The sequence below is a fragment of the Phenylobacterium sp. genome (assembly GCF_030654915.1).
Classification (GTDB): Bacteria; Pseudomonadota; Alphaproteobacteria; order Caulobacterales; family Caulobacteraceae; genus Phenylobacterium.
On sequence record NZ_JAURWM010000363.1, the window covers coordinates 26,188 to 38,703 of the forward strand.

The 12,516-nt window shown below is 66.7% G+C and carries 14 protein-coding genes; 7 read left to right on the forward strand and 7 right to left on the reverse strand.

Annotation, left to right across the window (positions count from 1 at the left end; translation table 11 throughout):
• The first annotated feature begins 1 nt into the window (after position 1).
• Positions 2-310: an SCP2 sterol-binding domain-containing protein gene (locus Q7T84_RS18635; RefSeq protein WP_304811901.1), complete on the forward strand. Its 309-nt coding sequence runs from the start codon at positions 2-4 to the stop codon at positions 308-310.
• 5 nt (positions 311-315) lie between these two features.
• A complete protein-coding gene (locus Q7T84_RS18640; protein WP_304811903.1) occupies positions 316-1,818 on the forward strand; it encodes an alpha/beta fold hydrolase in 1,503 nt (500 codons plus the stop codon).
• On the opposite strand, the gene hisN is transcribed toward Q7T84_RS18640, so the two are convergent.
• Complete coding sequence (gene hisN, locus Q7T84_RS18645; protein ID WP_304811905.1) at positions 1,819-2,640, reverse strand: histidinol-phosphatase; 822 nt, start codon at positions 2,638-2,640, stop codon at positions 1,819-1,821.
• 55 nt (positions 2,641-2,695) lie between these two features.
• Positions 2,696-3,091, reverse strand: a complete 396-nt coding sequence (locus Q7T84_RS18650; RefSeq protein WP_304811908.1) for a helix-turn-helix domain-containing protein — start codon at positions 3,089-3,091, stop codon at positions 2,696-2,698.
• Positions 3,092-3,218: 127 nt separating this feature from the next.
• Between Q7T84_RS18650 and Q7T84_RS18655 the strand changes: the two genes are divergently transcribed.
• Positions 3,219-4,133 (forward strand): lysophospholipid acyltransferase family protein, encoded by a 915-nt coding sequence (locus Q7T84_RS18655; RefSeq protein WP_304811910.1) that lies wholly within the window; start codon positions 3,219-3,221, stop codon positions 4,131-4,133.
• Between the two features lie 10 nt (positions 4,134-4,143).
• Here the strand turns inward: Q7T84_RS18655 and Q7T84_RS18660 are convergent, their stop codons facing one another.
• The 4 genes from Q7T84_RS18660 to Q7T84_RS18675 form a co-directional block, all read right to left on the reverse strand.
• Positions 4,144-4,785 (reverse strand): M23 family metallopeptidase, encoded by a 642-nt coding sequence (locus Q7T84_RS18660; RefSeq protein ID WP_370653687.1) that lies wholly within the window; start codon positions 4,783-4,785, stop codon positions 4,144-4,146.
• A gap of 196 nt (positions 4,786-4,981) precedes the next feature.
• Positions 4,982-5,200, reverse strand: coding sequence for a DUF2093 domain-containing protein (locus Q7T84_RS18665; RefSeq protein WP_304811913.1), 219 nt, complete (start codon positions 5,198-5,200; stop codon positions 4,982-4,984).
• A gap of 27 nt (positions 5,201-5,227) precedes the next feature.
• Positions 5,228-6,685 carry an exodeoxyribonuclease VII large subunit gene (gene xseA / locus Q7T84_RS18670; protein ID WP_304811915.1) on the reverse strand — a complete coding sequence of 486 codons (1,458 nt, stop codon included), beginning with the start codon at positions 6,683-6,685 and terminating at the stop codon, positions 5,228-5,230.
• Between the two features lie 122 nt (positions 6,686-6,807).
• Positions 6,808-7,314 carry a GcrA family cell cycle regulator gene (locus tag Q7T84_RS18675; RefSeq protein WP_304811917.1) on the reverse strand — a complete coding sequence of 169 codons (507 nt, stop codon included), beginning with the start codon at positions 7,312-7,314 and terminating at the stop codon, positions 6,808-6,810.
• A gap of 293 nt (positions 7,315-7,607) precedes the next feature.
• On the opposite strand from Q7T84_RS18675, the gene Q7T84_RS18680 reads away from it, so the two are divergent.
• Positions 7,608-8,429 carry an ABC transporter permease gene (locus Q7T84_RS18680; RefSeq protein WP_304811919.1) on the forward strand — a complete coding sequence of 274 codons (822 nt, stop codon included), beginning with the start codon at positions 7,608-7,610 and terminating at the stop codon, positions 8,427-8,429.
• Positions 8,430-8,443: 14 nt separating this feature from the next.
• On the opposite strand, the gene Q7T84_RS18685 is transcribed toward Q7T84_RS18680, so the two are convergent.
• Entirely contained in the window at positions 8,444-8,803 is a 360-nt protein-coding gene (locus Q7T84_RS18685) for a YbaY family lipoprotein (protein ID WP_304811921.1), read from the reverse strand.
• Positions 8,804-9,087: 284 nt separating this feature from the next.
• Here Q7T84_RS18685 and Q7T84_RS18690 point away from each other — a divergent pair, with 284 nt between their 5' ends.
• From Q7T84_RS18690 to Q7T84_RS18700, 3 genes are all read left to right on the forward strand, one after another.
• Entirely contained in the window at positions 9,088-10,266 is a 1,179-nt protein-coding gene (locus tag Q7T84_RS18690) for an aspartate aminotransferase family protein (protein WP_304811937.1), read from the forward strand.
• 106 nt (positions 10,267-10,372) lie between these two features.
• Entirely contained in the window at positions 10,373-11,311 is a 939-nt protein-coding gene (argF, locus tag Q7T84_RS18695) for an ornithine carbamoyltransferase (protein WP_304811923.1), read from the forward strand.
• A 57-nt stretch (positions 11,312-11,368) separates the two neighbouring features.
• Entirely contained in the window at positions 11,369-12,289 is a 921-nt protein-coding gene (locus Q7T84_RS18700; RefSeq protein ID WP_304811925.1) for an Hsp33 family molecular chaperone, read from the forward strand.
• The last annotated feature ends 227 nt before the right edge of the window (positions 12,290-12,516 follow it).

A 12,516-nucleotide genomic window follows, 5' to 3' on the forward strand; every position in this document is an offset into this window, starting at 1 on the left:
CATGACGACCCTGCAGGAACTGACCGAACGTGTGACCCAGGCCGTGGGCGAAGACGCCGGGCTGGGCAAGTCGTTCAAGGTCGACCTGCGCGGCGAGGGCTTTATCCATATCGAAGGCGGCGCGGTCTCTAATGACGACAAGCCGGCGGACCTGACGGTTTCGATCAGCCAGAAGGATTTGAAAGCGCTGGGCAAGGGCGAACTCAATCCCATGACCGCGGTGATCACCGGACGGCTCAAGGTGTCTGACATGGGACTGGCCATGTCGCTGCAGCCTCAGATGCAGGCTCTGTTCGCGAAACTAGGATAGACAGCTTGGCCGCTCCCCTCATTTCGATCCGTGGCGCGCCCGTTCCTGCTGGGGGCGAGGCGGAGTGGTTCAACGGCGTTGATGGAGCGCGGCTGCGCGCGGCGCTGTTCCCCGCCAAGGGTGAGGTCCGCGGCTCGATCGTACTGAGCGGCGGCCGGACCGAGGCCATTGAGAAATACTTCGAGACGATCGAGGACCTGACCAGTCGCGGCTACGTGGTTCTGACTCACGACTGGCGCGGCCAAGGGCTGTCGCATCGCGAGCTGAAGGATAGGCTGGCTGGGCATGCGAGCGGCTATCAGGCGTTCCTTGGCGACTACCACGCTCTGCTGGCGGCGTATGAAGGCCGGCTGCCCAAGCCGTCGTTCGCGATCGGCCATTCGATGGGCGGCTGCCTGACGCTGCTGGCCCTGGCCCACGGCGAGGCCTCGCGCTTCGAGGGCGCGATCCTGTCGGCGCCGATGCTCGGGCTGCAGACTGGCGGAGTCCCTTTGCTGATCGCGCGGGCCACGGCGGCCTTCAACGTGATGCTCGGCCGTGCTGGGCGGTTCGCCCGCGGGGCGGGCGCGCCCGAGACTTTTGAGAATAACGTGCTGACCCACGACCGAGCACGCTATGAGCGGGGCAAGGCGCAAATCCTGGCCGCGCCCGATCTTGGCCTGGGCGGGCCGACCTGGGGATGGCTGGACTTCGCCTTCCGCGCTACAGCCTATCTGGCGCAGGGCGGAAACTTGAAGAGCGTGACGATCCCGGTCGTCATCGTCTCAGCGGAACAAGACAAGCTCGTCGACAACGACGCCCAACGCGCCGTTGCCAGGAACTTGCCCAAGGGCGAGTTCATCAACGTTCCCGGCGCGTACCATGAAATTCTGATGGAGACCGACACTATGCGGAATATCTTCCTGCGTGCGCTCGACACCCTGCTGGGCAAGTCGTCGACGGCTCCTGCGCCCGCCGCCCAGCCAGCGGCCCCGGAGCCCGCGCCCGTGGCGGCCAAGCCGGTGGCCGCGGCGCCGGACCCAGCACCGCTGATGGCGGCCGCGGTCGAGCCTGCAGTCGCTCCGACACCCGCGGCTAAGCCCGCAGCGGCGAAGGCTCCGGTGAAGAAGGCCGCTTCGAAGACGGCTTCGGATCCAAAGCCGGCAGCGGCCCCCAAGGCGGCTGCGAAGCCGGCGGCCCCTAAGGCCGCCGCCAAGCCCGTCGCGGCGAAGAAGGTTGAGGCTGCAGCGGCCAAGCCTGCTGCGAAAAAGGCGGCGGCGCCGGCGACAAAGGCCGCCGCGCCGAAGAAGGCGCCTGCAGCCAAGGCTGCGCCGGCCCCGAAGGCCGCCGCCAAGGGCGCTGCTCCCAAGCCTGCTGCTCCCAAGGCTTCGACGGCGAAGGCTCCTGCGACTAAGGCTGCGCCTAAGCCCGCGACCGCCAAGGCTCCGGCTGCTCCCAAGGCTGCGGCGGCTTCCAAAGCGCCGGCCGCTAAGCCGGCGGCGAAGAAGGCTCCGGCCGCGAAGGCCTAGCTACTTCGCCGAACGTTTCAGGGCGACCAGGGCCTCGTCGAGGCAGGCCCGGTCGCCGGCGATGGCGATCTGACCGCCGTTCTGCCCCACCGGCTGGCCGCGCCAGTCGGTGACCATGCCGCCCGCGCCCTCGATCAGCGGGATGGCCGACTCGATGTCCCAGGACTTCAGTCCCGCCTCGATCACCATGTCCATCTTGCCCATCGCCACCATGGCGTAGGCGTAGGCGTCGCAGCCCAGCCGCGCGAGGCGGGCGGCGGCGCGCACCTGGGTCCAGGCTCCCAGCTCGGCGCCGTCGAAACAGGCCTCGGGGTCGGTGGTGGCGATGACGGCGTCGGTCAGCTTGGGGCAGGGGCGGACCTGCAAGCTACGCGTCTCGCCGCGCGCGATCAGGCGTGAGCCGCCCGCATGGCCCAGGAAGATTTCATCTAGATAGGGTTGGCCGATTGAGCCCAGAACCGGGCGCCCGTTGTGCCGGAGGCCGATCAGGGTGCACCACAGCGGCAGGCCGGCGATGAACGCGCGGGTGCCATCGACGGGATCCAGGACCCAGACGAACTCGGCGCCTGGGCGGTCCTCGCCATATTCTTCGCCGATCACCCCGTGGTCGGGATAGCGCTCGGCGATCAACTTGCGGATCGCGACTTCCGCGCCCTTGTCGGCGGCGGTGACGGGATCAAAGCCCTTGGCTCCGCCCTTGTCCTCCAGGCCGTGGTCGGCGCGGAACAATGGCAGGATGACCTCCGCGGAGGCGGCGTTCAGCTCGATCAGGAAGGCGTCGAGTTCGGCCAGGCGGCCAGCGGCGAGGGTGGAGGCGGGCATGGCTCCCGCTTTACCTCGCCGCTGGCTTTCGTGAAAGCCGAACGGAGGCGAGCCGTCAGGCGAGCTCGTGGTCGCCGTTCAGCGACTTGGCGAGATCGAGCAGGCGACGGCGGGGGCGCTCGCCGAGCAGGTAGTAGGCGCGGATCAGGTCTTGGGTCTCCTTGCGGGCGAACATCTCGCCGCCGGCTTCGCCTTCGCTCGCGCAATGTTCGCGTTGAGCCGCAGCGGTCAGGCCGTCGTAGAAATAGCCGACCGGAACCTCCAGGGCCTCGGACAGCTGCCACAGGCGCGCGGCCGAGATGCGGTTCGCGCCGCACTCGTATTTTTGAATCTGTTGGAAGCGCACCCCGCATGCCCCCGCCAGTTGCTGCTGGGTCAGACCCAGCAGCCGCCGGCGGCGGCGAAGGCGCTTGCCCAGGTGTACGTCGATGCTGTCGCCCATGGGTTCCATCGTCCCCTCGCTATTCTGCGTGCCTCCGTCCCAAAGCGAGACGGCTCGCAGGGAATTTGGCAAGTCGCGCGCCAAGCGAGCGCCGTTCGCGTTGCGCGACCCCGGAGGAGGCGACTAGTAGAGGGACATGACGCAGGCGAAGCCCTCGGTGGCGCAGGATATTTTGTGGCGATTGGAGGCCTTGGCCTTCGATGTGGTGATCCTGTTCGCCAGGATGCTGCCGGTCGACATGGTGTCCGATTTCGGCGCGTGGTTTTTCAAGGCCGCGGGACCGCTGACCGGCGCGCACAAGGTCGCCGAGATCAATCTGCGCATCGTGTTTCCGCAAGCCTCAGACGCCGAGATCGCGCGGCTGTTGGTCGAGCAGTGGGACAACACCGGCCGGACGTTCCTGGAACTGCTGATCATGGACCGGATCATCGGATCACCCGATCGGGTCGAGGTGGTCAACGGTCATCGCCTGAACGAGATCGCCGCCAAGCAGGAGCCGGTGGTTTTCGTTTCGGGCCACTTCTCGAACTTCGAGGTGATGCCCGCGACGATCGTGAATTCCCCTGTGAAGTGCCACATTACTTATCGGGCGATGAACAACCCGCACGTCGAGAAGCGGGTTCGGGACTATCGTTTCCGCTATGGAGTCCGCTATTTTGCGCCCAAGGGCGGCGATGGGGCGCGCGAATTGCTGACGGCCCTGGGACGTGGCGAGTCGGTCGCGCTGATGAACGACCAGAAGTTTAATGGCGGCGTGGCGGCGCCGATCTTCGGCTTGATCGCCCATACCGCGCCCGGCCCCTCGCGCCTGGCTTTGCGCTTCAACACCGTGCTCCAACCGATGTCGGTGCAGCGCCGCTACAAGGCGCGGTTCCGTGTCGTCGTGCACGAACCGATCCACCTGGAACACACCGGCAATATGACCGCCGACATCGAGGCCGGCGTGCGCAAGGTCAACGCCTTCATCGAGGAGCGCGTGCGCGAACGCCCGGCGGAGTGGTTCTGGACCCACAAGCGCTGGCCCAGCGAAACCTATAAGCGCACGCGGTGACGATCAGCTTTTAGGCTGGAGTCCGCGCGCCCACCATCAGCATCGGGTCCATGTGTCGGCCACGCCATTTCATGCGCCAGCAAAGGTGCGGGCCGGTGGCTCTGCCGGTGGCGCCGACCGCGCCGATGCGTTCGCCGCGCCGAACGCTCTGGCCGCGGGCGACGCCGACATCGCTGAGGTGCAGGTAGGCGGTGATCAGGCCCTGGCCGTGATCGATCATGATCAGGCCGCCTTCGAACAACATGCCGCTGTCGGCCAGCAAGACCTCGCCGCCTGCGGGCGAGCGAACGGTCGTTCCGCGCGGAGCGGCCAGATCGATCCCGTAGTGCGGCGGGCGGGGCAGGCCGTTCACGATCCGCTGGCCGCCGAACCTGGCGCTGACCCGAAAGTCCTTCAGGGGCGAGGAGAAGCCGTCTCGGAAATCGTCGCGCTCGAGACGGCTGGCGAAGGCCGCGGCCTTTCGGCGGTTCTCGTCGGCGATCCGCGCCTCGAGTTCGGGGCTGGCCTTGCCCCGATAGGGGGAGCCGAGGCCGGAGATCCGTTGGATGTCGAAGTCGCCCTTGGCGACGTCGAGGGTGCGGGTGGTGTCAGGCCCCCAGCCGGCGACCCGCAGAACCGCTTTTGAGGGGGCGTCGCGATCAAAGCCGATCACGAAGAAGCCCGTCGGAGAAGCGCGGGTGACGGACTGCCCGTCGAGGAGGATCTTGGCGCCAGGCGCGGTGCGGCCAATCGCAAAGCCGCCCTGTTGGTAGCGTCCGGCCAGGGAGAGGCCCTGCGCGGCGTGAGCCGGGCTTGTCAGACTAACCGAGGCCAGCCCGAGCGCCGCGGCGCGGCGGCTCAGACGGTGGTCAGGGATTGATCTGCTTCCACCGCGCCAATGCTTCGACCGGCGTGGCGTAGGCTTCCTGGAGGGCTGGGTTCCAGTAGCGCAGGGCTTCCACCGGGATCTTCACCTTGGAGACGGCGCAGATCACGTAGCGTCCCGGCTTGAGAACGACGAACTCGCCGTCGCCATAGTGAAGCGAGGCGATGTCGGAGCCGGTGAGGTCGCGGTCGTGGGCGTTCATGTGGTTAGTTTAGCGCGCGAAAGCCGATCAGAACAGATCGCCTTGATTGGATTGGCTCGATACCGGCTTTGGCGCGCGCGCCGGCTTGGCCGGTTGGGGCGTCGGCGCCGAGGGGATGAGCGCCGGCGGGCCGTCGATGACCGCCTCGCGCGACTGGTCGGCGAACACCAGACGCACGCCCTCGCCGCTGGCCAGGGAGGCGCCTTCGCGAACCAGCGAGCCGTCGGCCCGATGCACTCGGGCGAAGCCGCGTTTCAGCGGCGCGCTGGGGTCGACCGAGCCGTAGAGCTTCACCAGGCTGGTCAGGCGCTCGGTGCTGCGCTCGATCTTGCGGTCCAGGGCCGGCTTCATCCGCACCAGCAACCGGGTCAGGCGCTCGGTGTGAACCTGTTGGGGCCGCTGCAGCAGGCTGGGCGACAGCCGCGAAGACACCCTGACCAGGTCGGTGTGGTGGGCGGCGACATTGCGCGAAAGGCCAGCGCCCAGCCGGCTGGAGGCGAGGTTGAAGCGCTGGGCGGCCATCTCGACCAGGTCCGGCACCCGCGCGAGGGCGCGTCCGGCGTGTTCCACGCGGCCGCGGCGATCTTCGACCGCGCGACCGCCGCAGCGATGCAGCCGGCTGGAGAGGTCGCCGATATAGGCCCGCAGCTCGGGCAGGACCGGGGTCGCGATCTCGGCCGCGGCGGTCGGGGTCGGCGCGCGGCGGTCGGAGACGAAGTCGATCAGGGTGGTGTCGGTCTCATGGCCCACCGCGGAGATGAGCGGGATGGTCCCGGCCGCGACCGTGCGAGCCAAGGTCTCGTCGTTGAAGGCCCAGAGATCCTCCACCGAACCCCCGCCCCGCGCGACGATCAGGATGTCAGGCCGGGGAATTGGGCCGTCGAGAGGGAGGGCGTTGAAGCGCTGGATTGCATTTCCGACCTGGGCGGCGGCGGCCTCGCCTTGGACCACGCAGGGCCAGACGATGACGCGGCAGGGCCAGCGGTCGCGGATCCGATGGAGGATGTCGCGGATCACGGCGCCGGTCGGGCTGGTGATCACGCCGATCGTCGCCGGCATGGTGGGCAGGGGCTGCTTGCGCGCCGGATCGAACAGCCCTTCGGCTTGCAGCTTGGCTTTCAAGCGCTCGAACTGGGCCAGCAGGGCGCCGACGCCGGCGACCTCCATGGTCTCGATGACGATCTGGTAGCGCGAGCCCGCCGGATAGGTGGTGATCTTGCCGGTGACGATCACTTCCAGGCCGTGCTCGGGCCGGACGGAGAGGTTCTTGACCGATCCCTTCCACACGACGCCGTCGATGGCCGAGCGCTCGTCCTTGAGCGTCAGATAGACGTGGCCGTTGGAGTGGTGAGTGACCTTGGAGAGCTCGGCGCGCAAACGGACGAAGCCGTAGGCGTCTTCAAGCGTGCGCTTCAGCGCGAAGGCGAGCTCGGAGACCGAATAGGCCTTGGCGTTGGAGTCGGTGTCGGGCGCGACGTCGGTCATGTGCGCAGACATAGCGGCGGGCGGGGCAAACCCAAACCCCCGCGTGGAGGCTTGGGGAAGTCGGGGCGCTTACATCGACAGCCGTGCCGTCGATATAGCGCCCCAACCCCATCCCCCCGGATTTAGATGTAGCGCCGCAGCGAGCGAGCCAGTTCGTTGGCGCCCGAACGCTTCTTGGTTTGCACCGGCTGATAGGCGACGCGGGCGTGCTCAAGGCAATAGACGCCTTCGTCTTGGCGGCGGCCGCAGAAGGTGAAGCTGTCGCTCGACGGATCGCCGATCGGCCACTTGCACATGTGAGCGCCGAGGGTCAGCACGGTGGCCGAGCCCGGAGCTTCGTCAATATAGCGCACCGGCGCCGGCGTAGGCGCCGCGCTGGCGGCGATCGCCGGCTCGGCGATGCGGCGCGGCGCGGCCGGGGCCGCGACGGGACGTGCGGGACGCGGAGCCTTGAAGACCGGACGAGCCGGCTTCGACGGCGTGGCGCGACCCGACAGGCCCAAGCGGTGGACCTTGCCGATGACAGCGTTGCGGGTCACCCCGCCCAATTGTTTCGCGATCTGGCTGGCCGAAAGGCCGTCTTGCCAGAGTTTCTTAAGGCTCTCGACGCGCTCGTCAGTCCAACCCATGTCTGGCCTCCACCGCTGTGTACACACCCGGCGCCGCCCCCGCGGCGGCCAGGATTCAACATCTTGTGGCGGTCTTGATTTCTGACCGCCTCAACTACTAGATATCGTAACAACTTCCTTAGGGGCCACAATAGGCGCCCTTTCCTTCGTCCACAGAAACCACATGTAGCGTCGTTGATTCGGAATTCGCTCCACAGGCGAGCCTGCTGAAGAGCGCTTTTGGGCTTGCCTAAACGGGATTGGTGCGGGCCTCGCGCTTGCGATCTGCACCTCGTAGGCGCACATCGGCGGGTATGAAGGACATGCCCGCCGCCGAAGCCGTTATCCCGCCGATGCCCCGCGACTATCACGGGTTCAACTGGGCGGGCTTCACCACCCTTTATCTCCGCGAGATCCGCCGCTTCTGGAAGGTGGGGATGCAGACCCTGGCCGCGCCGGTGGTGACGGCCCTGCTCTATATGATGGTCTTCGTGGTGGCCGTGCAGGGCGCGGCCCCGCCGATCCATGGGACGCCCTTCGCGATCTTTGTCGCGCCCGGCCTGATCATGATGCAGATCCTGAACAACGCCTTCTCGAACTCGTCGTCATCGCTGTTGCAGGCGAAGTTCAACGGCCTGGTGGGCGACTTCATGACCCCGCCGCTGACGCCGCTGGAACAGGTGCTGGCCTTCGCGCTCGGCGCGGCGACGCGCGGCGTGGTGGTCGGGGCCGTCACCTTCGCGGCGATCCTGCCCTTCGCATGGCTGCCGATCACCCACCTGTGGGCCGTGCTCTATTTCGGGATCAGCGCCGCGCTTATTCTGGGGATGCTGGGCATCATGGCCGGGCTGTGGGCCGAGAAGTTCGACCACATGGCGGTGGTGACCAACTTCATCATCATGCCGATGACGTTCCTGTCGGGGACTTTCTACCTGGTCGACCGCCTGCCTGAGCCGTTCCGCACGGCCAGCCACTACAACCCGTTCTTCTATCTGATCGACGGGTTCCGCTACGGCTTCATCGGCCACGCCGAGGGCTCGCTGCTGGCCGGTGTCGGCGTGACCGCCGGATTGGTCGTCGCCTTCGCCTGCCTGTGCATGTGGATGTTCGAGACCGGCTACAAGCTGAAGACCTGAGGCCTGCCGCCTGATCAGTTTTGGGGAACGCCGACCGCCAGCATCTCGACATGGGTCGGCGCGCCGTGGGTGATCACTGGGTGGTGGGTGTCGGTGATGAAGCGCAGCTTCCCATCGACCTCGATCCGCGCTGAGACGGAATAGGTGTGGTTCGGAATGATCTGGGCCGGATCGTAGGCCAGGGCGAAGTTGATCGGCGGCGCGGTCACGTTCGGGATCACCTGGGTGGCGATCACCTTGGCCGGGGCGTCCATCAGGGATGTGTCGGCCAGGGTCACGGTGACGACGCCGGGCGGCGCCAGCATGATACGCTCGCGGTAGAACACCGAGCCCGTGACCTGCGCCTTCGCGGCCGGCGGAGGTGAGGACTCCATGGATGCGCATCCTGAAAGCGTTAGTGCTGCGAGAGCCATGAGCGTCTGCGGCAGACCCATATCCAACTTCTCCTTGGGGTGAGCGCGTGACCTTGAACCCACAGGGACAGGGCGTCCATGGGCTGTCACAGAACCGACGATTGACAGACCCCCGTTCCAAGCGGAAAACGCAAAGCCTTCCAGTCCCCGCCGCTAAGCTGCGGGGACGCTTATGTTTCCGGAGGGCCATCCCCGTGACCGAAAAGACCGCGCATCAAGCCGCGACCGTTCCCAGCGACCACATCATGGGCGTCTATAATCGCGCCCCGTTGGCGTTTGAACGAGGCGAAGGCGCGCGACTGTTCACCACGGACGGCGAGGTCTATCTCGACTGCATGGCTGGCATCGCGGTCAATGCGCTGGGCCACTCCCACCCCAAGCTGGTCCAGGCCGTAAAGGACCAGGCCGAGAAGCTTTGGCACGTCTCGAACGTGTTCAAGATCCCAGGTCAGGAAAAGCTGGCCAAGGTGCTGACCGACCTGACCGGGCTCGACGAGGTGTTCTTCACCAACTCCGGCGCCGAGGCGATCGAGTGCGCGATCAAGACCGCGCGCAAGTATCACTGGGCGCGCGGTGATGTTGAGCGGATCGACATCATCGGCTTCGAGGGCTCGTTCCACGGCCGCACGCTGGCGGCCGTCAACGCCTCGGGCAATGCGGCCTATCTGGAAGGCTTCGGCCCCCGGATGCCGGGCTTCGTCCAACTGCCCTTCGACGACATGGACGCCCTGAAGGCGGCCGTCGGCCCGACCACGGCGGCGATCATCGTCGAGCCGGTGCAGGGCGAGGGCGGCGCGCGTTCGCTGTCGGAGCAGAGCCTGAAGGCGCTGCGCCAGCTCTGCGATGAAACCGGGATCCTGCTGATTTTCGACGAGATCCAGTGCGGCCTGGGCCGGACCGGCAAGCTGTTCGCCTATGAGTGGGCCGACGGCGTGAAGCCGGACATCCTGGCCCTGGCCAAGGCGCTCGGCGGTGGCTTCCCGGTCGGCGCCTGTGTGACCAGCGCAGAGGCGGGAGCCGGCATGACCGTCGGTTCGCACGGCTCGACCTATGGCGGCAACCCGTTGGCCATGGCCGTGGCGCTGGCCTCCATGGAAGAGCTCGCCAAGCCTGAGCTCATGGATCACGTCCGCGAGGTCACGGGCTACTTCACCCAGCAGTTCAACGGTCTGAAAGACCGCTATCCCGACGTCGTGGTCGATATCCGCGGCAAGGGTATGCTGATGGGCTTGAAGCTCGCCACGCCGAACCGCGAGTTCATGCAGCATGCGCGTGACCATCACCTGCTGATCGCCGGGGGCGGCGACAACTGCGTGCGTCTGCTGCCGCCGCTCACCCTCACCCTCGAGGAAGCGCGCGAAGCGGTCAGCAAGCTGGAGCAGGCCTGCGAAGCGGCTCGCGCCAAGGCCAAGGCGGCCGCTTAAATTCGTTCGGTCCGGCCAGGGCCGCGACCCACATCAAGCTCTCCGGTCTTCCAGCGGAAACTGGGCCCCGGCCATTGGTCGGGGCGATCGGAGTTGGAGCTATTCGATGACCCAATCCCCGAGACACTTCGTCGACCTCTGGCGGCTCGAGCCAGCGGACCTCCGCGCCATCCTGGATGACGCCAAGGCTCGCAAGGCCGCGCGACGCGGTTGGCCGCAGGGGCGGGTGGACGGCGACGCCCCGGCCCGTGAGCGGACCCTGGCGATGATCTTCCAGAAGAACTCAACCCGGACGCGCTTCTCGTTCGACGCGGCGATGCGTCAGCTCGGCGGCGACGTGATCATCTCGACGGCCAACGACATGCAACTCGGCCGCGGCGAGAGCATCGAGGACACCGCCATGGTGCTGTCGCGGATGGTCGACTCCATCATGCTGCGCGCGAACAGCCACGACGACGTGGAGCGGCTGGCCCATGCGTCCAGCGTGCCGGTGATCAACGGCCTGTCCGACAAGGGCCATCCCTGCCAGATCATCGCCGACCTGATGACCTTCGAGGAACATCGTGGCCCGGTGACGGGCAGGACCTTCGCCTGGGTCGGTGATGGCAACAACATGTGCTCGAGTTTCATCCATGCCGCGCCGAAGCTGGGCTTCAAGCTGAACATCGCCAGCCCGGCGATTTATCATCCGGACCTGATGGACCTGGCGCGGGCCGCCGATCTGCAGGCGCAGATCGTGACCACCGACGACCCGCGCGAGGCCGTGCGCGGCGCTGATTGCGTTCTGACCGACACCTGGGTCTCGATGGGCGACACCGACCATGACGAGCGCCTGGCGGCCCTGGAGCCCTATCAGGTCGATGAGGACCTGATGGCGCTCGCCGACAAGGACGGCATCTTCATGCACTGCCTGCCCGCGCACCGGGGCGAGGAAGTGACGGACGCCGTGATCGATGGGCCGCGGTCGGTGATCTGGGATGAGGCGGAAAACCGCATCCACGCCCAGAAGTCCATTCTGGCCTGGTGTTTCGGCGCGATCGGCTGACGATCCCGGGGCGCTGAAGCTCGCAACTGAAGGAGGGCGCACCTATATGCCCGCACCATGTCCGACATAGCTCTTCAAATCGCCCCAGACGACATCGTCGCCCCCTTCCAGGTTGAAGGGGAGTCCGTGCGCGGCCGCCTCGTGCGGATGGGCGCGGCCGTCCACGAGATCATTTCCGGTCACGACTATCCGGAACCCGTCGCCAATCTCCTGGGCGAGGCTTGCGCGCTCGCGGCCCTGGTCGGCTCCAGCCTGAAGTTCGACGGCCGGCTGATTGTCCAGGCGCAGGGCGATGGCCCCGTGCGTTACGTGGTCGCCGACTACGACACCTCCGGATCGCTGCGCGGCTATTGCCGGTTCGACGAAGAGAAGGTGGCTGAACTCACGACTGGCTTTGTGCGCCCAGGCGCCAAGAGCCTGCTCGGCGACGGCGTCTTCATCATGACCGTGGACCAGGGCCCGGACATGGACCGCTATCAGGGCGTCACCGCCATTGAAGGTGAGACGCTCGCCCTGTGCGCCGAACAATATTTCGCGCAGTCGGAGCAGACCCCGACCCGGGTGCGCCTGGCCGTCGGCAGGGCCGATGTCGGGGAGGGCATGCGCTGGCGCGCCGGCGGCATGCTGATTCAGAACATCGCGGAAGACGATGCGCGCGGCTCGACGGCGGAAGCCTGGGTGCGCTCGCAGGCCTTTTTCGAGACCATCGGCGAGGATGAGCTGCTGGATCCGACGATCTCTGCCGAGACCCTGCTGTTCCGCCTCTTCCATGAGGACGGCGTGCGGGTGTTCGAGCCCAAGCAGCTTCAAGCCTTCTGCCGCTGCTCTCATGAGCGGATCGAGTCGGTGCTTAAATCCTTCGATCAGGCCGAACGCGCCGAGATGGTCGAGGATGACGGCCGTATCCGCGTGACCTGCGAGTACTGCTCGCGAGTCTACGCCATCGACCCGGCGACGCTCGTGGACGAGGAAGCCTAGGCCCGCGAGGGCCTCAAAGAGTTCTCCGCAAGAAAATGTCGTCGAAACGTCATTGGCTATTGCGCGGCGCAAGGGGGGTGGGTAGAAGCCGCCCTCGCTCGGAAACGGGCCGGACGGAGACGGGGTTGGCGGCGGACAAGCTGTTGATTTTGTTTCGGAAAGGTTTGTGACGGGGTGTGTTGATCGGGCTGTTTTGGTGAGCCTTGGGGCGGTGTCCCTAGCGCAGA

Excerpts from the sequence above, each read along its gene's own strand:
- Q7T84_RS18635 (WP_304811901.1), top strand. The coding sequence starts at position 2 with ATGACGACCCTGCAGGAACTGACCGAACGTGTGACCCAGGCCGTGGGC.
- hisN (WP_304811905.1), bottom strand. The coding sequence starts at position 2,640 with ATGCCCGCCTCCACCCTCGCCGCTGGCCGCCTGGCCGAACTCGACGCC.
- Q7T84_RS18650 (WP_304811908.1), bottom strand. The coding sequence starts at position 3,091 with ATGGAACCCATGGGCGACAGCATCGACGTACACCTGGGCAAGCGCCTT.
- Q7T84_RS18655 (WP_304811910.1), top strand. The coding sequence starts at position 3,219 with ATGACGCAGGCGAAGCCCTCGGTGGCGCAGGATATTTTGTGGCGATTG.
- Q7T84_RS18665 (WP_304811913.1), bottom strand. The coding sequence starts at position 5,200 with ATGAACGCCCACGACCGCGACCTCACCGGCTCCGACATCGCCTCGCTT.
- xseA (WP_304811915.1), bottom strand. The coding sequence starts at position 6,685 with ATGACCGACGTCGCGCCCGACACCGACTCCAACGCCAAGGCCTATTCG.
- Q7T84_RS18675 (WP_304811917.1), bottom strand. The coding sequence starts at position 7,314 with ATGGGTTGGACTGACGAGCGCGTCGAGAGCCTTAAGAAACTCTGGCAA.
- Q7T84_RS18680 (WP_304811919.1), top strand. The coding sequence starts at position 7,608 with ATGAAGGACATGCCCGCCGCCGAAGCCGTTATCCCGCCGATGCCCCGC.
- Q7T84_RS18685 (WP_304811921.1), bottom strand. The coding sequence starts at position 8,803 with ATGGAGTCCTCACCTCCGCCGGCCGCGAAGGCGCAGGTCACGGGCTCG.
- Q7T84_RS18690 (WP_304811937.1), top strand. The coding sequence starts at position 9,088 with ATGGGCGTCTATAATCGCGCCCCGTTGGCGTTTGAACGAGGCGAAGGC.
- argF (WP_304811923.1), top strand. The coding sequence starts at position 10,373 with ATGACCCAATCCCCGAGACACTTCGTCGACCTCTGGCGGCTCGAGCCA.
- Q7T84_RS18700 (WP_304811925.1), top strand. The coding sequence starts at position 11,369 with ATGTCCGACATAGCTCTTCAAATCGCCCCAGACGACATCGTCGCCCCC.